This window comes from Cruoricaptor ignavus (assembly GCF_900141665.1).
GTDB classification, from domain to species: domain Bacteria; phylum Bacteroidota; class Bacteroidia; order Flavobacteriales; family Weeksellaceae; genus Cruoricaptor; species Cruoricaptor ignavus.
On the sequence record NZ_FQYI01000001.1, the window covers coordinates 283,155 to 300,617 of the forward strand.

Genomic DNA, 17,463 nt, shown 5'->3' on the forward strand with positions numbered 1-17,463 from the left:
AGAGAATTATGTGCCGAAGTATCTTAATTTTAATTAACTTTGGATAAGATTTTTTAAAAAAATGAAAAGATTAATAATTGCTGCAGGTACTTGCGTCCTCATAAGCATTACAGCCTGCAATAAGGAAAATAATGAAAACCTTGCCACCACGGAACAGGCTGCAGGCCCCAGAAAGCCTGGCGACCACGGCAGTTTTACATACAGGGCAAAAGATGGCTCACGAGCAAGGGTATATTTCGATCATAAGAAAAATACGATGAGCATAACATCGAATAATACCACCTTCGAGCTGGATGATAAAGGCAGCGGCCATTACGAGCGGCGTGGCATTACAGCAGACAGGAAGGGTGATTCCTTAATTATCACTCAGGAGGAGAATGTGATAGAGCTGGTTTGGGACAATTAATAACGAACAGGCATCCGTAACGGGATGCCTGTTATTGCTAAGTTATAAAAATTATTTTTCTTCCTCCTCGGCGGCCGGCGTACCGGTAGCTTTATCGGTATTTACATCCTGCTCATCCGCAGGAGCGTTGGGATCGTCAGATATTCTTACAGATTCGGCCTCCGTCATTTCATCTTGTGATGTTTGTTCTTCGGATGCCTGAACGGTGGTAGCTTCTGTAGATTCTTCCATTGTTACCTTCTCCATATCTGTTTCCGTAACTATTGAGTTTTCTTCGGCAGAAACATTCTCTGAAACGGCAGCCTTTTTAGCTGTAGAACGCCGGCTTCTTCTGGTAGCTTTTTTCTCTTCTGCCTTAGGGTTATAGAGGTCATTAAAGTCAACGAGCTCGATCATTGCTGTATCAGCAGCGTCGCCAACGCGGAATCCTGTCTTGATGATGCGCGTATAGCCACCCGGACGATCTGCAATTTTTGGGGCAACTGTCCGGAAGAGCTCTGTTACTGCATACTTGTTTTGTAGATATGCGAAAACGGTTCTTCTGTTATGCGTGGTATCTTCCTTGGCTCTGGTCAGAATCGGCTCTACATATACGCGGAGTGCCTTCGCCTTAGCCACAGTAGTGTTGATTCTTTTATGCTCTATGAGAGAACAAGCCATGTTAGAAAGCATCGCCTTCCGGTGTGGGGCGGTTCTTCCTAGGTGATTATTTTTTTTACCGTGTCTCATTGTAATTATTTATCAGCGTCAAGTTTATATTTCGCCACATCAAAGCCAAAATTAAGGCCCTTGCTGTGTACTAGTTCTTCAAGCTCGGTAAGGGATTTTTTACCAAAATTCCTGAATTTCATCAGATCAGTTTTGCTGTAAGAAACCAATTCGCCAAGAGTTTCCACCTCAGCAGCTTTCAGGCAGTTCAGTGCGCGCACGGAAAGATCCATATCCGCGAGTTTAGATTTAAGAAGCTGGCGGGTATGCATAGTTTCTTCATCATACTGAGCACTTGCCTTTACGGCTTCTGTCTCAAGAGTGATTCTTTCATCTGAAAAAAGCATAAAATGATAGATGAGGATTTTGGAAGCCTCTGTAAGAGCTCCCTGCGGGCTGATAGACCCGTCTGTCTCAATATCAATCACGAGTTTTTCATAGTCCGTTTTCTGCTCAACACGATAGTTTTCAATAGAATACTGAACTTTTTTTATTGGCGTGTATACGGAATCAATTGCAATTGTTCCTATTGGCGCATTTGCAGGTTTGTTTAATTCAGATGGTACATATCCGCGTCCCTTACCGATTTCAAAAGTTATTTCAAACTGTACATCAGTAGTTGTATGCGCGATGACAAGATCCGGATTCAAAACAGTGAAACCGTTGATGGATTTTTCAAAATCTCCGGCGGTAATCATCTCCTGTCCGGAAATCTTAGCGGTAACTGTTTCCCCTTCTTGTTTTTCAGAATTAGCCTTGAAACGGAGTTGCTTAAGGTTGAGAATAATCTCGGTGACATCTTCTACCACTCCCGGTATTGTAGAGAACTCGTGTTCTACTCCTTCGATTTTAATGGAGGTAATAGCGTAACCTTCCAAAGATGAAAGTAGCACCCTGCGAAGGGCATTACCAATCGTAAGGCCAAAGCCTGGCTCCAGAGGCCTGAACTCGAACTGACCCTTAAAATCGTCTGAGTTCAGCAGGACGACTTTATCAGGTTTAATGAATTGTAAAATTGCCATAGTATTTTTGGGGCTTTAGCGAAAGGTTATGGATTATTTAGAGTAAAGCTCGACGATGAGGTTCTCCTTGATGTCCTCAGGTATCTGGATCCGCTCCGGAGCGGAAATAAAGGTACCTTCCTGCTTCTCATCGTTGTACTGCAGCCATTCGTAAGATGAGCGACTAGCAAGTGCATCACTCACTACTTCCAGTGACTTAGATTTCTCGCGCACAGCTACTACATCTCCCGCCTTCAGAATATATGAAGGGATATTTACAATTTCTCCATTCACAGTGATGTGGCGGTGAGAGGTCAGCTGTCTTGCAGCAGCCCTAGTCTTTGCGAAGCCCAGTCTGTACACCACATTATCCAGCCTGGATTCACACAGCTGTAGTAAAACCTCACCTGTAACACCTTTCGCGCGGTTTGCCCGCTCGTACATATTGGCAAACTGTCTTTCTAGAATGCCGTAGGTATATTTTGCCTTTTGTTTTTCAGCGAGCTGAATAGCGTATTCCGAGCGCTTCGCACCCCTTCTCTTATTTGGTCCGTGCTGCCCTGGCGGTTGGTTCTTACGCCTTTCGAAATTTTTATCATCACCAAAAATTGGCGCTCCAAACTTACGCGCTATTTTGGTTTTTGGTCCTGTATATCTTGCCATTTAAAAATAATTTAGAATTAAAAGTCTGCGCAAATCAGATTAAGATTGATGTTGAGCAAGTTGTTAACCTCCAAGCTCCAATCCTAGCGGCGCAAACTAAAGAGTTCCTACACTCTTCTCCTTTTTGGTGGACGGCATCCGTTATGAGGGATTGGCGTCACATCAATAATTTCGGTAACTTCGATACCAGAATTATGAATCGTTCTAATCGCTGACTCGCGGCCTGCACCAGGTCCTTTCACATACACTTTTACCCTTCTGAGACCCGCCTCGTGTGCCACCGCTGAGCAGTTTTCCGCTGCCATTTGCGCGGCGAACGGCGTGTTCTTTTTAGAACCACGAAAGCCCATCTTGCCTGCAGAAGCCCATGATATCACCTCCCCGTTCTTATTGGTGAGGGAGATAATGATATTATTGAAAGAAGCCTGGATGTGCGCTTCTCCAATCGCTTCTACTTTTACTTTTCTTTTCTTGACTGTTTTGGTCTGTTTTGCCATTTTTCTTAACGATTATTTAGTCGCCTTCTTCTTGTTAGCAACAGTTTTTCTCTTTCCTTTACGGGTTCTCGAGTTGTTTTTCGTTCTCTGGCCTCTTAAAGGTAATCCAAGCCTGTGACGTATTCCTCGTTGGCAACCTATATCCATCAGGCGCTTGATGTTTAGCTGAACTTCAGAACGAAGCTCACCTTCCACCTTTACATTATCAGTAATGTAAGACCTGATGGCAGCCAATTCATCGTCATTCCAATCTCCGACTTTTTTGTCTTCGCTGATACCGGCGGACTTAAGGATCTCCGAAGCGGTGCTTCTTCCGATGCCGTAGATATAAGTCAAGCCGATAACACCTCTTTTGTTTTTAGGTAAATCTATACCGGAAATTCTTGCCATAAATTTTTACTTAGCCTTGTCTTTGTTTAAATTTCGGATTCTTTTTGTTGATCACATAGAGTACTCCCTTACGGCGTACAATTTTGCAATCAGCGCTTCTTTTTTTGATCGATGCTCTTACTTTCATTGCTTTGCTTTATGCTAAATTTAAAATGCAATCAGGTCAATACCTGAAAGTGATCCTCCCTTTTGAAAGATCGTAAGGCGACATCTCAAGTCGTACCTTGTCTCCTGGGAGCAGTTTTATATAGTGCATACGCATCTTGCCCGAAATATGGGCAATCAACATATGACCGTTCTCCAGCTCTACGCGGAACTGCGCATTGGACAATGCTTCAGTAATCACGCCATCCTGCTCGATATGTTTTTGTTTCGCCATAATAATTACAACCCTGAAGTTCTGGAAAGTTTACTTTGCATCAGCCCATCATAATGATGATTCAGCAGATAAGTGTTAATTTGCTGCACCGTATCCAGGATAACGCCAACCATGATGAGCAGCGAAGTTCCTCCGAAGAACAGTGCGAAAGCATCTGTCTGCACGATAGTTCCATGTACTATCGCGGGAAGGACTGCAAAGATAGCTAAAAAAATTGAACCCGGCAAGGTGATTTTTGACAGAATATCGTCAAGGTAATCTGCAGTTTCCTTACCCGGGCGAACTTTAGGAATTAGGCCGCCATTTCGTTTTAAATCATCTGCCATCTGGTTTACAGGAATGGTGATCGCAGTGTAAAAAAATGAAAAAACAATTATCAGTATTGCAAACAAAACATTATACTGCCAGCTAAAGACATTTTTGAACCCTGCAAGGAATGTATTACTTTCATCCACCTGAGTCAAAAGGCCAGGGATGAACATAAGCGCTTGGGCAAAAATGATTGGCATCACGCCTGAAGCATTAACCTTCAGCGGTATATACTGCCGCGCACCCTGCATCAGGTTCCGGTTGACGCCGCCTCGCGCTTGAGCCCTGCTTACATACTGAATCGGGATCTTGCGTACAGCCACCGAAAGCATTATAGCCAGTACTACCACAAGCATCCAGAACAGAACTTCAATTAAAACCATTATGGTTCCTGCACCGCCCTTTCCTGTTTGGGTAGCGACCTCCTGCGCAAAAGCCTCCGGCAGTCTGGATAAAATTCCCACCATTATGAGAATCGAAATACCGTTGCCGATACCTTTGTCGGTAATTTTTTCCCCAAGCCACATCGCGAAAACTGCGCCAGCAACAAGGAGCACCACCGACGGCAGCCAGAACCAGATAGATCCCGGTTCTACGAAATACGCCGTACGAAACTGCTCATACGGTAGGAATACACCTGTGATGGTACCAAGATAGAAAGGTGCCTGCACAAGGCAAACCCCTATCGTAAGCCAGCGGGTAATCTGGTTCAATGTATTCCTTCCGGACTCCCCGTCCTTCTGCAGCTTCTGGAGATATGGAATCGCCATACCCATCAACTGTACGATGATGGAAGCAGAAATATAGGGCATAATCCCCAGCGCCAGGATGGAAGCATTGGCAAAAGCACCACCGGTAAAAGAGGACAACAGCCCCAAAAGCCCTGCCCCCTGATTATTACCGCCCTGCTTTCTGTAATGATCGAGCAGGTTGCCGACTTCTGCGAGGTTGATGGCAGGAAGTGAAATGTGCGTCGCGAATCTATACACAAGAATCATCCCAAGAGTGAAGAGAATTTTTTCTCTCAACTCATTTACGCTCCAGATGTTTTTTAATGTCTGTATAAATTCTTTCATTACAAGTATTAAAGTGTAACAGCTTTCCCGCCAGCTTTCTCTATTAGATCCGCTGCTGATTTTGTAAACTTATCAGCAGAGATATTTACGCCGGACTTCAGCTCACCTCTGCCCAATATTTTTACCAATTCATTCTTCGCAAGCAAACCATGCTCTATCAAAACCTCCCTTGTAATATCTCCAGAGAGATTTTTAGTGTCGATAAGTGTCTGGATAGTATCCAGGTTGATTCCACGGTACTCCTTGCGGTTAATATTATTAAAACCGAACTTCGGAAGCCTTCTCTGAAGCGGCATCTGCCCACCTTCGAAGCCTATTTTCTGTGAATATCCGGCTCTGGACTTCTGTCCTTTGTGACCTTTTGTGGAGGTGCCGCCTTTCCCGCTGCCCTGTCCCCGGCCAATTCTTTTGGAATTGTGCGTAGATCCTGCAGCCGGCTTTAGATTACTTAGATTCATTTTCTTTTTTGATTTAAATTAAATGGATGAAGACCGGCAAAAGCCAGCATCCATCCCGAATTTATTTTTGAACTTCCACTAAATGGCTTACGGTACGGATCATTCCCTGGATTGTAGGGTTGTCCTCGTGTTCTACCACCTGGTGAAGTTTCCTGAATCCTAAAGCTTCAAGTGTTCTTTTCTGGTTCTTGGTGCGGCCGATTGCGCTGCGCACCTGTTTAACTTTTATAGTCGCCATTGTCCTGAAGTTATTTAGTGTTTAAAAACTTTATCCAGTGTAATACCCCTCATCCTTGCAATTTCTTCCGGCGTTCTCATATCGAGGAGGGCGCGGAATGTTGCTTTAACCACATTATGCGGGTTGGAAGAGCCTTTGGATTTTGAAAGGATATCCCTAACACCTGCAGATTCTAGTACGGCACGAACCGCACCACCTGCAATAAGGCCCGTACCTTCTGCCGCTGGGCGAAGAAATATATCAGCGCCGCCGAAGCGTGCCGTGGTTTCGTGCGGGATCGTGGCATGCGTCACAGGTACGCGTACTAGGTTTTTCTTGGCATCCTCCACAGCTTTTGCGATGGCGGTAGCTACCTCTTTTGCCTTGCCGAGTCCGAAACCAATTACCCCGGCCTCATCCCCTACCACAACGATAGCGGAAAAGCCGAACGCACGCCCCCCTTTGGTCACTTTTGTTACTCTGTTTACAGCTACGAGACGATCTTTAAGCTCTAATCCTCCCGGCTTTACTTTTTCTACATTATCTATTCCTAACATTTTTCCGAAATTTAGATTAGAATTTAAGACCGCCTTCTCTTGCCCCATCTGCCAGAGCTTTTACTCTGCCATGGTACACGAAGCCGTTTCTGTCAAACACTACATTTTCAATACCGGCGGCTTTTGCTTTCTCGGCGATTGCCTTGCCAACCTCCGTGGAGATTTCTGTTTTAGTACCAGAAACATTCAGTGCGCGGGAAGAAGCTGCCGCCAGTGTGCGGCCCTCTTTATCATCGATAAGCTGTGCGTAAATCTCTTTGTTGCTTTTATAAACGGACAGTCTCGGTCTTTCGGAAGAGCCGGTGATTTTCCCTCTTACTCTTCTTTTTATCCTTTGTCTTTTTTGTTCTTTCGTAAGTGCCATTTCTTAAAATTTATTAAGCAGATTTACCAGCTTTTCTTCTAACTTCTTCACCAACAAAGCGGATCCCTTTTCCTTTGTAAGGCTCAGGCTTACGGAAGGATCGGATCTTTGCCGTTACCATACCCAGCAGTTGCTTGTCGTGCGAGCTGAGAGTGATGATCGGGTTTTTACCCTTTTCCGTCTGAGTATCCACTTTTACTTCCGCAGGCAGTTCTACCACGATACCGTGGGAGAAGCCGAGCGCGAGCTCCAGTTTCTGTCCGGAGTGGGAGGCTCTGTAGCCCACACCTACAAGCTCCAGCTGCTTGGTGAACCCTTCGGAGGTACCGACAACCATATTGTTGATGAGTGCGCGGTACAGGCCGTGCAGTGCCTTGTGCTGCTTGGAGTCAGACGGGCGCGTTACTGTAAGCACCCCGTCATTCTGCTCTATAGAAATACCCTCGCTAAGCTCTTGGGAAAGCTCTCCCTTCGGGCCTTTCACAGTTACAGTTTCCCCATTTTGGGATACCGTAACTCCTGCAGGGATATTTATAATTGCGTTACCAATTCTTGACATTTTCCTTTTTCTTTAAAAATATTAATAAACATAGCAGATTACCTCGCCGCCCACATGCTCGTTCTTAGCCTGCTTGCCAGTCATCACGCCTTTGGAAGTAGAAATCACCGCGATGCCCAGACCGTTAAGCACCCTTGGCAATTCGTCGGCACCTGCGTAATAACGCAGACCCGGACGGGACGCCCGCTGGATTGACTTAATGGCCGGCTTACCGGTTTTTTTATCATACTTCAAGGCGATCTTGATATTCCCCTGAACAGCATTATCCTCAAACTTATAGTTTGCGATATAACCCTGATCAAACAGAATCTTGGTAATCTCCTTTTTGATTTTCGATGCAGGAATTTCCACCACTTTGTGGCCTGCGCTTTGTGCGTTCCTTACTCTTGTCAGGAAATCTGAAATTGGATCTGTTAACATTTAATTTAATTATTGGTTAATGACAGGCAGTATTTAAACTATTAAACTTACCTGTCCTGATGTAAAAACTCGTTACCAACTTGCTTTTTTCACGCCAGGGATGAGGCCTTGGTTTGCCATCTCGCGGAAGGTAACTCTGGAGATGCCAAATGTCCTCATGTAGCCCCTTGGCCTACCTGTAAGCTTGCAGCGGTTGTGCAGCCTTACCGGCGAAGCGTTTTTCGGTAGTTTCTGCAGTGCCTCGTAGTCTCCGGCTTCTTTCAGAGCCTTGCGCTTCTCTGCATATTTCGCTACCATAGCTTCTCTTTTGCGCTCGCGCGCTTTCATTGATTCTTTTGCCATTCTTATTTCTTTTTAAATGGTAGACCGAAGTGGGTAAGCAAAGACTTCGCCTCTTTGTCCGTCTTCGCAGTAGTCACAAATGTGATGTCCATACCCTGGATCTTCTTCACTTTGTCGATAACGATTTCCGGGAAGATGATCTGCTCGGTAATACCTAAGTTATAATTGCCTCTTCCGTCGAAGCCATCTGCCTTAATTCCGTTAAAGTCGCGGATGCGCGGCAGCGCTGAGGAAGTAAGTCTGTCCAGAAACTCATACATTCTGTCTGCGCGGAGGGTCACCTTCGCTCCTACGGGCATCCCTTTTCTGAGTTTAAATGCAGCCTCATCTTTTTTGGATATGGTACCTACAGCCTTCTGACCTGCGATTGCGGTAAGTTCCTCCACTGCATAATCGATGATTTTCTTATCAGCTGTAGCATCGCCAAGCCCCTGAGAGATTACGATCTTTTCAAGTTTTGGCACCTGCATTACGCTCTTATATCCGAACTCCTCCATCATCGCCGGGATGATTTCGGATTTGTATTTTTGTTTTGGTCTTGCGATATATTCCATGATCAGATTTCTTTACCGGTTGTTTTAGCGATTCTCACTTTTCTGTCGCCATCGATTCTGTAAGCGACTTTCGTTGGTTTCCCGGTTTCATCCATGAGGGATACATTGGAGATGTGGAGCGGCGCTTCTTTCTCTACAATACCTCCCTGCGGATTGGCGGCTGAAGGTTTTGTGTGTCTTTTCACAACATTTACGCCGGCAACCACCACGCGCGGGTCTTTGCCCTTGCGGATCACTTCCAGTACCTCACCTTTAAGACCTTTATTTCTGCCGGTGGTAACGATCACATTATCACCTCTTCTTATTTTAACTTTAGTCATTATCAGAATAGTTTAAAGGGTTAAAGTACTTCAGGCGCAAGGGAAATCACCTTCATATATTCTTTATCTCTCAATTCTCTTGCCACAGGGCCGAACACGCGGGTCCCCCTCATCTCCCCTGCCGCGTTCAGAAGCACGCAGGCATTATCATCAAACTTGATATAAGAGCCGTCCTTCCTCCTTACAGCCTTCTTCGTGCGCACCACTACAGCTTTGGAAACCTGGCCTTTCTTCGCATTCCCAGATGGGGTAGAATCTTTGATAGTCACGACGATTCTATCACCTACGGAAGCATATCTTCTTCTGGTACCGCCCAGCACTCTGATTACCAGCACCTCCTTCGCACCGGTGTTATCAGCAACTTTTAATCTTGATTCTGTCTGTAACATTACTTCGCTTTTTCAATGATTCTCACCAGTCTCCATCTTTTGCTCTTGCTGAGCGGGCGCGTCTCCTGGATTAATACTGTATCGCCTTCCTGGCACTCGTTCTTCTCATCGTGTGCATGGTATTTCTTCGTCTTTAGTACAAACTTACCATACATCGGGTGTTTCATTCTCGCAGTCTCGCTTACAACAATCGTCTTATCCATTTTGTTGCTGGAAACCACTCCGATTCTTTCTTTTCTTAAATTTCTTTCCATTTTCAAAAAGGGACTTATTGTTGTCTAGATGATATTTCTGTATTCAGTCTCGCGATGGTTCTGCGCATATTCTTAATCTGCATCGGATTCTCTACCGGGCTGATCTTGTGCGCCAGCTTGATCCTTTGGTACTCCGCAGTAGTCTGAGCCAGCTGTGCCTGCAAATCTTCAGCGCTTAAGTTTTTAATTTCAGCTTGTTTCATTTCGGTAAGATTTATTCAGGTTTTACAAAATCATTAGCTACTACAAACTTGGTAACGATCGGCAGCTTCTGAGCCGCGAGGCGCAATGCCTCCTTTGCAGTCTCGTAAGGTACCCCGCCGACTTCAAACATAATCTTACCAGGCTTTACTACCGCTACCCAATATTCTACAGCACCCTTACCCTTACCCATACGAACTTCCGCAGGTTTCTTGGTAATCGGCTTATCCGGGAAGATTTTAATCCAAAGCTGCCCCTCCCTTTTCATATATCTCGTCGCTGCAATACGGGCTGACTCTATCTGCCTTGCAGTAATCCAAGCTCCTTCCACCGCCTTGATGCCGAAAGTTCCATACGCAAGCTGGCTACCCCGCTGCGCATTTCCCTTCATCTTCATCTTATGAACACGACGGAATTTTACTCTTTTTGGTTGTAACATTTTATTTGAATATTAGATGTTAGATAATAGATGTTAGATGTTAGATAATTTTCAATCAGCGCTTGTAACGGAAGTTCTAATTTCTAATTTCCTACTTCTAACCCTAATTAATTATTGTTTCTTCTTGGGCGGCGCTCTCTCTCACCGCGCTCCGGGCGGTCTCCTCTTCCTGCAGATGCCTTCTTCTGCTGACCTACCAGCGGAGTAAGCTCGCGCTTGCCGTACACTTCTCCCTTCATGATCCAGACTTTTACGCCAAGCCTGCCGTAAGCGGTGTGCGCCTCTGCCCAGTTGTAATCGATATCCGCACGGAAAGTAGAAAGCGGGATGCGACCCTCCTTGAAGGATTCGCTCCTTGCCATCTCCGCTCCGTTCAGACGGCCGGAAATCATAACTTTAATACCTTCTGCTCCCATCCTCATCGTGGAAGCCATCGCCATCTTTACCGCCCTTCTGTAAGAGATACGGTTTTCGATCTGCTTGGCAATGCTTTCAGAAACAAGTACCGCATCCAGCTCCGGTCTTTTGATTTCAAAGATGTTGATCTGAACATCCTTGCCGGTAAGCTTTTTGAGCTCCTCTTTCAGCTTATCCACTTCCTGTCCGCCTTTGCCGATAATTAGCCCGGGGCGCGCAGTGGTGATGGTAACGGTAACAAGCTTAAGCGTTCTTTCGATATAAATTCTGGAAACGCTGGCCTTAGAAAGTCTTGCTCCAAGGTATTTTCTGATCTGATAATCTTCCTTGATACGGTCGCCATAGTCGTTCCCGCCATACCAGTTAGAGTCCCATCCTCTGATGATGCCTAACCTGTTGCCAATTGGATTTGTCTTCTGTCCCATACCTTGAATTAGATTTCTTTATTGCCTAAAATGATTGTCACATGGTTGCTTCTCTTGCGGATTCTGTGCCCCCTGCCCTGCGGTGCCGGGCGTAGCCTTTTCAGCTGGCGTGCGCTATCCACATAGATTTCTTTAACGATAAGGTTTGCCTCCTCTATGTCCGCACCCTCGTTCTTCACCTGCCAGTTCGCCATTGCGGAAAGCAGGAGTTTTTCCAGCTTGTTCGATGCTTCTTTTTTGGAATATTTAAGGATGTAGAGAGCCTTATCAACACTCTCTCCGCGGATGATATCAGCAACGAGTCTCATCTTGCGGGGAGAGGACGGGCAGTCATTCAGGCGTGCCTTTACCACATCCCTGTTCATTTCTTTGCGCGCAAGTGCGCTGTCCTGTTTTCTTGATCCCATAATGATTATCTGCTGCCTTTATTTTTGTTACCCGCGTGTCCTCGGAAGGATCTTGTCGGAGAAAATTCGCCAAGCTTGTGCCCTACCATGTTTTCAGTGACATACACAGGCACGAAAGTTTTGCCGTTATGTACTGCGATGGTCTGGCCTACAAAGTCCGGAGAGATCATGGAAGCTCTGGACCAAGTTTTTATTACAGTTTTCTTTCCTGATTCTATATTTGCCTGAACCTTCTTATCTAAATGATGTGCGATAAAAGGCCCTTTTTTAAGTGATCTAGCCATAATTATTTCCTTTTAGATACGATATAGCGGTTCGAAGTTTTATTTTTCTTTCTGGTTTTGTATCCCTTAGCCGGCATACCTTTGCGAGATCTTGGGTGGCCGCCGGAAGATCTACCTTCACCACCACCCATCGGGTGGTCTACAGGGTTCATTACCACGGCTCTTGTCCTTGGCCTTCTTCCAAGCCATCTGCTGCGGCCTGCCTTACCGGAAACGGTAAGCTGGTGATCGGAGTTGGATACGGAACCGATGGTTGCCATACATTCCACAAGGATCATTCTGGACTCACCGGAAGGGAGTTTAATGATCGCATACTTCCCGTCGCGGGAGGTCAGCTGTGCGGAAGATCCTGCGGATCTCGCCATAATAGCGCCCTGCCCGGGCCTCATCTCGATGCAGGAAATCACCGTACCAAGCGGGATGTTCCTGAGCTTCATTGCATTACCGATGTTCGGTTCCACATTCTCCCCAGACACGATTTTCTGCCCCACCTTGATGCCATTCGGTGCGATGATGTACCTCTTCTCTCCATCGGTATATTCTACCAGGGCGATGAAGGCTGTCCTGTTCGGGTCGTACTCTACAGATTTTACTTCAGCCTCTACATCGAATTTGTTTCGCTTGAAGTCAATAATTCTGTATTTCCGCTTGTGTCCACCTCCGGTGTAACGCATGGTCATCTTACCAGTGTTGTTACGCCCACCAGACTTCTTAATACCGACTGTGAGAGACTTCTCAGGCCTGTTGGTAGTAATTTCCTCAAAGTTGTTCACAACTCTGAATCTCTGTCCCGGGGTGATAGGTTTTAATTTTCTAACAGACATTACTAATTGTTAAATGATTATTGCTTTATGCTCTAAGCTTTTGGCAGAAAGCTTGCCGCCTACTGCCAAAAGCTTACTTTCCATTTTAAACAGAGAAAATATCAATAACTTCTCCTTCTGCAAGCTTCACCACAGCTTTTTTCAGCTTGTTGGTCTTGCCTACCTGCAGTCCTCTCTTCGTATACCTTCTGGAAACTTTAGGTGCATAAATCATCGTATTCACATCGGATACCTTTACACCATAAGTTTGCTCTACCGCATCCTTGATCTGGATTTTATTCGCAGCCGGATCCACCAGGAAGGAATAAACACCTCTCAAATCAGTCAGGTAGCTTGCCTTTTCTGAAATTACCGGTTTTATGATAACTGACATAATGATTTATTTCTTTAAAATTTCAGTGAACTTCTCTACTGCGCTGTCTATGAACACGATATCACCTGCATTCATCAGATCGTAGGAGCTGATCTCGTTATAAGTCAGCACCTTCGTTTTCGGAAGGTTGCGGGAAGACAGGTACACATTCTGATTGGCTTCCGGAAGAATGTAAAGAGATTTCTTACCCTCGAAGCCAAGCGCGTTATTGATCGTGATAAACTCCTTAGTCTTAGGCGTTTCAAAGCTGAAAGACTCCACAACTTTGATGGAGTTATCCCTCATCTTCTGAGACAGTACAGACTTTTTCGCCAAACGCTTTACAGCCTTGTTCAGCTTAAACCTGTAATCTCTCGGCTTAGGGCCGAATACGCGGCCACCACCCTTGAAAGTTGGCGATTTGATATCGCCATAGCGCGCCGAGCCGGAGCCCTTTTGCTTTTTCAGCTTCTTGGTAGAAGCCGTAATCTCGCTTCTCTCTTTGGATTTATGCGTGCCCTGGCGCTGCGCGGCAAGGTATTGTTTCACTTCCAGATACACAGCGTGCTGATTTGGCTCGATCCCGAATACAGAATCATCCAGCTGCACTTTTTTGCCCGTATCTTCGCCTTTTATGTTAAATACTGTTAGTTCCATCTTCTGATAACTACATAAGAATTTTTAGCTCCCGGAACCGCACCTTTTACAATCAGAAGGTTTTGCTCCTCATCTACTTTCAACACCTGGAGGTTCTGCACAGTTACCTGCTCGCCTCCCATTCTTCCGGCCATTTTCATCCCTTTGAAAACTCTTGAAGGGTCGGATCCGGCACCAATGGAACCCGGAGCCCGGAGCCTGTTGTGCTGCCCGTGCGTAGCCTGCATTACACCGCCGAAGCCGTGCCTTTTCACCACGCCCTGGAAGCCTTTACCCTTGGAAGTTCCCGTAACATCCACAAATTCTCCTTCGGAGAACAGCTTCACGGTCACCTCGTCGCCAACTTTCAAATGATCGAAACCGTGGTGGAATTCCACAAGTTTCGCCTTCGGCGAGGAGCCTGCTTTCTTGAAGTGGCCTAGCATCGCCTTGGAGACATTCTTCTCCTTTTTGTCATCGAAACCGAGCTGATAGCCTACATAGCCGTCATTCTCTACGGTTCTGACCTGCAAAACCGAGCAAGGCCCCGCCTGGATGACGGTGCACGGAACATTCTTTCCGTTCTCGTCAAACAGGGAAGTCATCCCGATTTTCTTACCAATAATACCTGACATTGTTATATAAAATATAAAGTTATCCTCGTTTCCACCTGAGTTTCAGTGATTTCTATTTCTGATATAGGCACACTTTTCGCTCAAAATGAGAGTGCAAATTTAGGAATAATTCCTGAACCTGCAAAAACATTTTGCAAATTATTTCTAAAATTTTGAAAACCAGCACGAAAAAAGCCAATCGATAAAGATTGGCCCTTGATACTTTATGTGGTTAATTCTACCTCTTCAAAACCTTGTAAGTTTCGCCGCCTATTTTCAAGAGGTATATGCCGGCAGCTTCCCTGCTGATATCCACCGTGTTTTTACCAGCGCTCAGTTTGTAGCTTTTTATCAATTGGCCACTCATATTATATATGGCAAGCTCAGCGGGATTTTCCTGTTCGATGAAAAGGCTGCCGGAAGTTTGCGTAGGATAGATCTTCACTGAAGTTTTCGCATTTTCGGAAGTGGCCATCGCTGCATCTTCCTCAATTTTAAATTCCTTCCAGATCGCCGTAGCTTTGTATGCATCGCCAGCACCAACAGGCACTTTCAGCACGATGTTAGCTCTCGGCATCTGGTCCAGCGCAGCAACTTCCAAAGCTGGCGGAATAGTAGCTGCACAGTAAATAGTTTTCAGGTTTTTAGAGCCGAAAAGTGCGTAGCGCGAAATTTTCTTCAGGCTGGCAGGCAGGCGCAGAACATTCAGAGCCAGAGCGTTACTCATTGAGTAGCGCCCGATTTCTTCTACCGTAGCAGGCATTTTGTAATCCGTGCCAATCATCACCGGGAAATTGATTAGCACTTTCTTTGCCTTGTCGAAAAGCACGCCACCTTCAGAGGTGAATTTAGGATTGTTTTCCGCCACATAGATGATGTCAAGTTTCGGGCAGTTCAGGAAGGCCTGCTGTCCGATGGTTTCCACGCTTTCCGAGATCTCGATAACCTGCAGGGAAATGCAGCTGAGAAAAGCATTCACACCGATGGACTTCACACCGTTCGGAATTTTAATTTCCATCAGCCTCAGGCAGTTCACGAAGGCCGCTTCAGAAATGGTTTCCAGCGAATTTGGCAGATTGATATAGTAAAGCCTGGAACCTTCCATAGCAGCGGTGCCCAGCTTTTTCACCGTATTGGGAACGCTGAAGGAATCGCCCTGTTTTCCGGCAGGGTACTTCACGAGCACGCTTCCATCCTTGCTGTACAACACGCCTTCCACGCTTTTGAAATGCTGGCTGGCCTCATTTACTTTGAAAGCGGCGATAAACCAGGAATCCGTGAAGGCATTGTCACCAATGGTGCTTACGCTTGCCGGAATATCCACCCTTTTTAATGAAGGGCAGGAGTAGAAAGCGCCGGTTGCAATGGATTCCAGGCCTTCGTTCAGCGTGATGGACGAAAGCTCCGATGCGTTCATAAATGCATTGGCATCAATTTTCTTCACCGAGGAAGGAAGTTCCACACCGGTAATTTTCTCATTGTTGTAGAAGGCATTTTCACCAATGGCAATCACGCGGTAATCCGTGCCGTTGTTCTGCACCGTTTCAGGAATTGTGATTTCTCCGGTAGCAGTAGCACTTACGCCAACTTTCACAGTTTTATCGGCCGCAGAAACCACATCATACCTTACCTTATTTATGGTGAACGATTGTGCCAGTACGAAAACATTGGCGGCCACTACAGCAGCCGCTGTAAAAATAGACTTTTGGTAAAAATTTCCCATAGTAATTGATTTTTGAATTCTCAAATATAGAAAATTTTATACAGATAAAAGTAAAATTAACGGATGAATAATACAATTGTAAAATATATTCTTCACCGCTAGCGAAAATTTAATAAGGACTTTTTTCTGATGAAAAGCTTTGCGCTTTAGCGCTTGCTGTTGGCATTTTTTTCAAATTTGGCCATTGCGCAGAATTTTCTGCAGAAATAAAAAAACCGCTCTCTTTTGGAGAGCGGATTTCTATCATGGTTTAAGTTCGATAGGATTATTTTTTTTCCTCTCACGATTCTGTGCGTTTTTTAAGGCATCATTCCCAATTATGATTCCGGAGCGCCTTAACTCCTCTCCCATGTTATCAATATAATTATTTTTAGCAGATAAATATTGTTGCTTAGTGGCTGAAGTACCATTGAATAGCCTGCTTTCCATGGCGATTAAACTTCTTTGTTTTGAAACATCTTTAAAATTTGACAATTCAAATTTGTAGTAACCCTTTTCATCCTCCATTTTAAGAATAAGCCCGGGTAATCCGGAGAACTTATACGGACCTTCTGGTATAGCTATATCTAACGAATACCAGGTTTTATATTTTCTGCCCCCATAATTTAAATACGCTATACCGCATTCCATATTCTCAATGTTTTCTTTTTGAGAGGTTATTACCCAATCAAGAAGCATTTTTTCGGTATAGTTTATTGCTGTTCTAAAAAGCAAATCATAAAATGAAACTGTTTTTTCCGGAATATCTTTTACAATCCGATAAGAAAATGCAGATTTTGGCACATTCGCTAAATTTAATCCTGAAAGGTTATTGCTTTTCACTACCTCGTTTCTTATAGAGTCTCTTTTAAAAGTATTTTCTGAAACGAATAGCGATTTCTTTCTTCCAATAAACAATATAAAATTTTCCTGCTTCCTACTATTTAGATCTGTAGAATCGCTTTGATATGTCAAAATATAATCTGCATGATATTTTAAGCTGTCTATTACAACATCTTGAGACTTGAATACACAACTAATTAATATAGCAATAATAAAAATAATTTTATTCATCTTTCAATCAAAAAGCCCTCCTTATGAAGAGGGATAATGCTTTAATATATTTAGAAATTACTTACCACAAATTGCTTTATCAACTTCCCATATCAGAAAAGCTAATTCTGCAGTATTGTCGCCACAAGCGGTTCCTTGTACTCCGCACGACAAAGTGAATGGGAAGCAGCCTTCTGGAACTTTTTTATTCTTATTGGAATACTCAACATTTTTTTAGGTGCCTGT

The 17,463-nt window shown here is 44.8% G+C and carries 31 protein-coding genes and 1 pseudogene; 1 reads left to right on the forward strand and 31 read right to left on the reverse strand.

Annotation, left to right across the window (positions count from 1 at the left end; translation table 11 throughout):
* Positions 1-61 precede the first annotated feature (61 nt).
* A complete protein-coding gene (locus tag BUB43_RS01365) occupies positions 62-406 on the forward strand; it encodes a hypothetical protein (RefSeq protein WP_073177587.1) in 345 nt (114 codons plus the stop codon).
* Between the two features lie 213 nt (positions 407-619).
* Here the strand turns inward: BUB43_RS01365 and rplQ are convergent.
* From rplQ to BUB43_RS01515, 31 genes and pseudogenes are all read right to left on the reverse strand, one after another.
* Positions 620-1,135: pseudogene (gene rplQ / locus BUB43_RS10980) on the reverse strand (50S ribosomal protein L17); the annotation flags it as partial.
* 5 nt (positions 1,136-1,140) lie between these two features.
* Entirely contained in the window at positions 1,141-2,136 is a 996-nt protein-coding gene (locus BUB43_RS01375; protein ID WP_073177588.1) for a DNA-directed RNA polymerase subunit alpha, read from the reverse strand.
* A 33-nt stretch (positions 2,137-2,169) separates the two neighbouring features.
* On the reverse strand, positions 2,170-2,778 hold the full coding sequence (gene rpsD / locus BUB43_RS01380) for a 30S ribosomal protein S4 (protein WP_073177590.1): 609 nt from the start codon (positions 2,776-2,778) through the stop codon (positions 2,170-2,172).
* A gap of 107 nt (positions 2,779-2,885) precedes the next feature.
* On the reverse strand, positions 2,886-3,275 hold the full coding sequence (rpsK, locus tag BUB43_RS01385; protein ID WP_073177592.1) for a 30S ribosomal protein S11: 390 nt from the start codon (positions 3,273-3,275) through the stop codon (positions 2,886-2,888).
* Between the two features lie 12 nt (positions 3,276-3,287).
* On the reverse strand, positions 3,288-3,665 hold the full coding sequence (rpsM, locus tag BUB43_RS01390; RefSeq protein WP_073177594.1) for a 30S ribosomal protein S13: 378 nt from the start codon (positions 3,663-3,665) through the stop codon (positions 3,288-3,290).
* Between the two features lie 10 nt (positions 3,666-3,675).
* Positions 3,676-3,792 (reverse strand): type B 50S ribosomal protein L36, encoded by a 117-nt coding sequence (ykgO, locus tag BUB43_RS01395; RefSeq protein WP_014203383.1) that lies wholly within the window; start codon positions 3,790-3,792, stop codon positions 3,676-3,678.
* Between the two features lie 36 nt (positions 3,793-3,828).
* Complete coding sequence (infA, locus tag BUB43_RS01400) at positions 3,829-4,044, reverse strand: translation initiation factor IF-1 (protein WP_073177595.1); 216 nt, start codon at positions 4,042-4,044, stop codon at positions 3,829-3,831.
* Between the two features lie 5 nt (positions 4,045-4,049).
* Entirely contained in the window at positions 4,050-5,429 is a 1,380-nt protein-coding gene (gene secY, locus BUB43_RS01405; protein WP_073177597.1) for a preprotein translocase subunit SecY, read from the reverse strand.
* Between the two features lie 8 nt (positions 5,430-5,437).
* Entirely contained in the window at positions 5,438-5,887 is a 450-nt protein-coding gene (gene rplO / locus BUB43_RS01410) for a 50S ribosomal protein L15 (RefSeq protein ID WP_073177599.1), read from the reverse strand.
* A 61-nt stretch (positions 5,888-5,948) separates the two neighbouring features.
* Positions 5,949-6,125 carry a 50S ribosomal protein L30 gene (rpmD, locus tag BUB43_RS01415; RefSeq protein ID WP_073177600.1) on the reverse strand — a complete coding sequence of 59 codons (177 nt, stop codon included), beginning with the start codon at positions 6,123-6,125 and terminating at the stop codon, positions 5,949-5,951.
* A gap of 14 nt (positions 6,126-6,139) precedes the next feature.
* Positions 6,140-6,661 (reverse strand): 30S ribosomal protein S5, encoded by a 522-nt coding sequence (rpsE, locus tag BUB43_RS01420; protein ID WP_073177602.1) that lies wholly within the window; start codon positions 6,659-6,661, stop codon positions 6,140-6,142.
* Positions 6,662-6,677: 16 nt separating this feature from the next.
* Positions 6,678-7,025, reverse strand: a complete 348-nt coding sequence (gene rplR / locus BUB43_RS01425; RefSeq protein WP_073177603.1) for a 50S ribosomal protein L18 — start codon at positions 7,023-7,025, stop codon at positions 6,678-6,680.
* A gap of 13 nt (positions 7,026-7,038) precedes the next feature.
* Positions 7,039-7,584, reverse strand: a complete 546-nt coding sequence (gene rplF / locus BUB43_RS01430) for a 50S ribosomal protein L6 (protein WP_073177605.1) — start codon at positions 7,582-7,584, stop codon at positions 7,039-7,041.
* 21 nt (positions 7,585-7,605) lie between these two features.
* On the reverse strand, positions 7,606-8,004 hold the full coding sequence (gene rpsH / locus BUB43_RS01435) for a 30S ribosomal protein S8 (protein ID WP_073177607.1): 399 nt from the start codon (positions 8,002-8,004) through the stop codon (positions 7,606-7,608).
* Positions 8,005-8,076: 72 nt separating this feature from the next.
* The gene (gene rpsN / locus BUB43_RS01440) at positions 8,077-8,346 is read right to left on the reverse strand and encodes a 30S ribosomal protein S14 (RefSeq protein ID WP_002661334.1); all 270 of its coding nucleotides are present in this window, start codon (positions 8,344-8,346) and stop codon (positions 8,077-8,079) included.
* 2 nt (positions 8,347-8,348) lie between these two features.
* Positions 8,349-8,900 carry a 50S ribosomal protein L5 gene (gene rplE, locus BUB43_RS01445; RefSeq protein ID WP_073177608.1) on the reverse strand — a complete coding sequence of 184 codons (552 nt, stop codon included), beginning with the start codon at positions 8,898-8,900 and terminating at the stop codon, positions 8,349-8,351.
* A gap of 2 nt (positions 8,901-8,902) precedes the next feature.
* Positions 8,903-9,220 (reverse strand): 50S ribosomal protein L24, encoded by a 318-nt coding sequence (gene rplX / locus BUB43_RS01450; protein WP_073177610.1) that lies wholly within the window; start codon positions 9,218-9,220, stop codon positions 8,903-8,905.
* Between the two features lie 20 nt (positions 9,221-9,240).
* Positions 9,241-9,609 (reverse strand): 50S ribosomal protein L14, encoded by a 369-nt coding sequence (rplN, locus tag BUB43_RS01455; RefSeq protein WP_073177612.1) that lies wholly within the window; start codon positions 9,607-9,609, stop codon positions 9,241-9,243.
* On the reverse strand, positions 9,609-9,863 hold the full coding sequence (gene rpsQ, locus BUB43_RS01460; RefSeq protein WP_073177613.1) for a 30S ribosomal protein S17: 255 nt from the start codon (positions 9,861-9,863) through the stop codon (positions 9,609-9,611). Before rpsQ ends, rplN begins: the two co-directional genes overlap by 1 nt.
* A gap of 14 nt (positions 9,864-9,877) precedes the next feature.
* A complete protein-coding gene (gene rpmC / locus BUB43_RS01465) occupies positions 9,878-10,066 on the reverse strand; it encodes a 50S ribosomal protein L29 (RefSeq protein ID WP_073177615.1) in 189 nt (62 codons plus the stop codon).
* 11 nt (positions 10,067-10,077) lie between these two features.
* Positions 10,078-10,503, reverse strand: a complete 426-nt coding sequence (gene rplP, locus BUB43_RS01470) for a 50S ribosomal protein L16 (RefSeq protein ID WP_073177616.1) — start codon at positions 10,501-10,503, stop codon at positions 10,078-10,080.
* A gap of 107 nt (positions 10,504-10,610) precedes the next feature.
* Positions 10,611-11,345 carry a 30S ribosomal protein S3 gene (gene rpsC, locus BUB43_RS01475; RefSeq protein WP_073177618.1) on the reverse strand — a complete coding sequence of 245 codons (735 nt, stop codon included), beginning with the start codon at positions 11,343-11,345 and terminating at the stop codon, positions 10,611-10,613.
* A gap of 8 nt (positions 11,346-11,353) precedes the next feature.
* Positions 11,354-11,752, reverse strand: a complete 399-nt coding sequence (gene rplV / locus BUB43_RS01480) for a 50S ribosomal protein L22 (RefSeq protein ID WP_073177620.1) — start codon at positions 11,750-11,752, stop codon at positions 11,354-11,356.
* 5 nt (positions 11,753-11,757) lie between these two features.
* The gene (rpsS, locus tag BUB43_RS01485; protein ID WP_073177622.1) at positions 11,758-12,036 is read right to left on the reverse strand and encodes a 30S ribosomal protein S19; all 279 of its coding nucleotides are present in this window, start codon (positions 12,034-12,036) and stop codon (positions 11,758-11,760) included.
* Between the two features lie 2 nt (positions 12,037-12,038).
* Positions 12,039-12,860 carry a 50S ribosomal protein L2 gene (gene rplB, locus BUB43_RS01490; protein WP_073177624.1) on the reverse strand — a complete coding sequence of 274 codons (822 nt, stop codon included), beginning with the start codon at positions 12,858-12,860 and terminating at the stop codon, positions 12,039-12,041.
* 85 nt (positions 12,861-12,945) lie between these two features.
* On the reverse strand, positions 12,946-13,233 hold the full coding sequence (gene rplW, locus BUB43_RS01495; RefSeq protein ID WP_073177626.1) for a 50S ribosomal protein L23: 288 nt from the start codon (positions 13,231-13,233) through the stop codon (positions 12,946-12,948).
* Positions 13,234-13,239: 6 nt separating this feature from the next.
* The gene (gene rplD / locus BUB43_RS01500) at positions 13,240-13,869 is read right to left on the reverse strand and encodes a 50S ribosomal protein L4 (RefSeq protein ID WP_073177628.1); all 630 of its coding nucleotides are present in this window, start codon (positions 13,867-13,869) and stop codon (positions 13,240-13,242) included.
* Positions 13,860-14,483, reverse strand: coding sequence for a 50S ribosomal protein L3 (gene rplC / locus BUB43_RS01505; protein ID WP_073177629.1), 624 nt, complete (start codon positions 14,481-14,483; stop codon positions 13,860-13,862). Before rplC ends, rplD begins: the two co-directional genes overlap by 10 nt.
* Before the next feature lie 217 nt (positions 14,484-14,700).
* The gene (locus BUB43_RS01510; protein ID WP_073177631.1) at positions 14,701-16,185 is read right to left on the reverse strand and encodes a leucine-rich repeat domain-containing protein; all 1,485 of its coding nucleotides are present in this window, start codon (positions 16,183-16,185) and stop codon (positions 14,701-14,703) included.
* Between the two features lie 109 nt (positions 16,186-16,294).
* Positions 16,295-16,432 carry a hypothetical protein gene (locus BUB43_RS11205; protein ID WP_159430212.1) on the reverse strand — a complete coding sequence of 46 codons (138 nt, stop codon included), beginning with the start codon at positions 16,430-16,432 and terminating at the stop codon, positions 16,295-16,297.
* Positions 16,429-17,238 (reverse strand): GLPGLI family protein, encoded by an 810-nt coding sequence (locus tag BUB43_RS01515; RefSeq protein WP_073177633.1) that lies wholly within the window; start codon positions 17,236-17,238, stop codon positions 16,429-16,431. Before BUB43_RS01515 ends, BUB43_RS11205 begins: the two co-directional genes overlap by 4 nt.
* Between the last annotated feature and the right edge of the window lie 225 nt (positions 17,239-17,463).

Excerpts from the sequence above, each read along its gene's own strand:
- rpsS (WP_073177622.1), bottom strand. The coding sequence starts at position 12,036 with ATGGCTAGATCACTTAAAAAAGGGCCTTTTATCGCACATCATTTAGAT.
- infA (WP_073177595.1), bottom strand. The coding sequence starts at position 4,044 with ATGGCGAAACAAAAACATATCGAGCAGGATGGCGTGATTACTGAAGCA.
- BUB43_RS01375 (WP_073177588.1), bottom strand. The coding sequence starts at position 2,136 with ATGGCAATTTTACAATTCATTAAACCTGATAAAGTCGTCCTGCTGAAC.
- rplD (WP_073177628.1), bottom strand. The coding sequence starts at position 13,869 with ATGGAACTAACAGTATTTAACATAAAAGGCGAAGATACGGGCAAAAAA.
- rplX (WP_073177610.1), bottom strand. The coding sequence starts at position 9,220 with ATGACTAAAGTTAAAATAAGAAGAGGTGATAATGTGATCGTTACCACC.
- rplR (WP_073177603.1), bottom strand. The coding sequence starts at position 7,025 with ATGGCACTTACGAAAGAACAAAAAAGACAAAGGATAAAAAGAAGAGTA.
- BUB43_RS01510 (WP_073177631.1), bottom strand. The coding sequence starts at position 16,185 with ATGGGAAATTTTTACCAAAAGTCTATTTTTACAGCGGCTGCTGTAGTG.
- rplW (WP_073177626.1), bottom strand. The coding sequence starts at position 13,233 with ATGTCAGTTATCATAAAACCGGTAATTTCAGAAAAGGCAAGCTACCTG.
- rplV (WP_073177620.1), bottom strand. The coding sequence starts at position 11,752 with ATGGGATCAAGAAAACAGGACAGCGCACTTGCGCGCAAAGAAATGAAC.
- rplC (WP_073177629.1), bottom strand. The coding sequence starts at position 14,483 with ATGTCAGGTATTATTGGTAAGAAAATCGGGATGACTTCCCTGTTTGAC.
- rpsM (WP_073177594.1), bottom strand. The coding sequence starts at position 3,665 with ATGGCAAGAATTTCCGGTATAGATTTACCTAAAAACAAAAGAGGTGTT.
- rpsD (WP_073177590.1), bottom strand. The coding sequence starts at position 2,778 with ATGGCAAGATATACAGGACCAAAAACCAAAATAGCGCGTAAGTTTGGA.
- rpmC (WP_073177615.1), bottom strand. The coding sequence starts at position 10,066 with ATGAAACAAGCTGAAATTAAAAACTTAAGCGCTGAAGATTTGCAGGCA.
- rpsQ (WP_073177613.1), bottom strand. The coding sequence starts at position 9,863 with ATGGAAAGAAATTTAAGAAAAGAAAGAATCGGAGTGGTTTCCAGCAAC.
- rplB (WP_073177624.1), bottom strand. The coding sequence starts at position 12,860 with ATGTCTGTTAGAAAATTAAAACCTATCACCCCGGGACAGAGATTCAGA.
- rplE (WP_073177608.1), bottom strand. The coding sequence starts at position 8,900 with ATGGAATATATCGCAAGACCAAAACAAAAATACAAATCCGAAATCATC.
- rpsN (WP_002661334.1), bottom strand. The coding sequence starts at position 8,346 with ATGGCAAAAGAATCAATGAAAGCGCGCGAGCGCAAAAGAGAAGCTATG.
- BUB43_RS11205 (WP_159430212.1), bottom strand. The coding sequence starts at position 16,432 with ATGATAGAAATCCGCTCTCCAAAAGAGAGCGGTTTTTTTATTTCTGCA.
- rplN (WP_073177612.1), bottom strand. The coding sequence starts at position 9,609 with ATGTTACAGACAGAATCAAGATTAAAAGTTGCTGATAACACCGGTGCG.
- rpsH (WP_073177607.1), bottom strand. The coding sequence starts at position 8,004 with ATGTTAACAGATCCAATTTCAGATTTCCTGACAAGAGTAAGGAACGCA.
- ykgO (WP_014203383.1), bottom strand. The coding sequence starts at position 3,792 with ATGAAAGTAAGAGCATCGATCAAAAAAAGAAGCGCTGATTGCAAAATT.
- rplO (WP_073177599.1), bottom strand. The coding sequence starts at position 5,887 with ATGAATCTAAGTAATCTAAAGCCGGCTGCAGGATCTACGCACAATTCC.
- rplF (WP_073177605.1), bottom strand. The coding sequence starts at position 7,584 with ATGTCAAGAATTGGTAACGCAATTATAAATATCCCTGCAGGAGTTACG.
- rpsK (WP_073177592.1), bottom strand. The coding sequence starts at position 3,275 with ATGGCAAAACAGACCAAAACAGTCAAGAAAAGAAAAGTAAAAGTAGAA.
- rpsE (WP_073177602.1), bottom strand. The coding sequence starts at position 6,661 with ATGTTAGGAATAGATAATGTAGAAAAAGTAAAGCCGGGAGGATTAGAG.
- BUB43_RS01365 (WP_073177587.1), top strand. The coding sequence starts at position 62 with ATGAAAAGATTAATAATTGCTGCAGGTACTTGCGTCCTCATAAGCATT.
- secY (WP_073177597.1), bottom strand. The coding sequence starts at position 5,429 with ATGAAAGAATTTATACAGACATTAAAAAACATCTGGAGCGTAAATGAG.
- rpsC (WP_073177618.1), bottom strand. The coding sequence starts at position 11,345 with ATGGGACAGAAGACAAATCCAATTGGCAACAGGTTAGGCATCATCAGA.
- rpmD (WP_073177600.1), bottom strand. The coding sequence starts at position 6,125 with ATGGCGACTATAAAAGTTAAACAGGTGCGCAGCGCAATCGGCCGCACC.
- BUB43_RS01515 (WP_073177633.1), bottom strand. The coding sequence starts at position 17,238 with ATGAATAAAATTATTTTTATTATTGCTATATTAATTAGTTGTGTATTC.
- rplP (WP_073177616.1), bottom strand. The coding sequence starts at position 10,503 with ATGTTACAACCAAAAAGAGTAAAATTCCGTCGTGTTCATAAGATGAAG.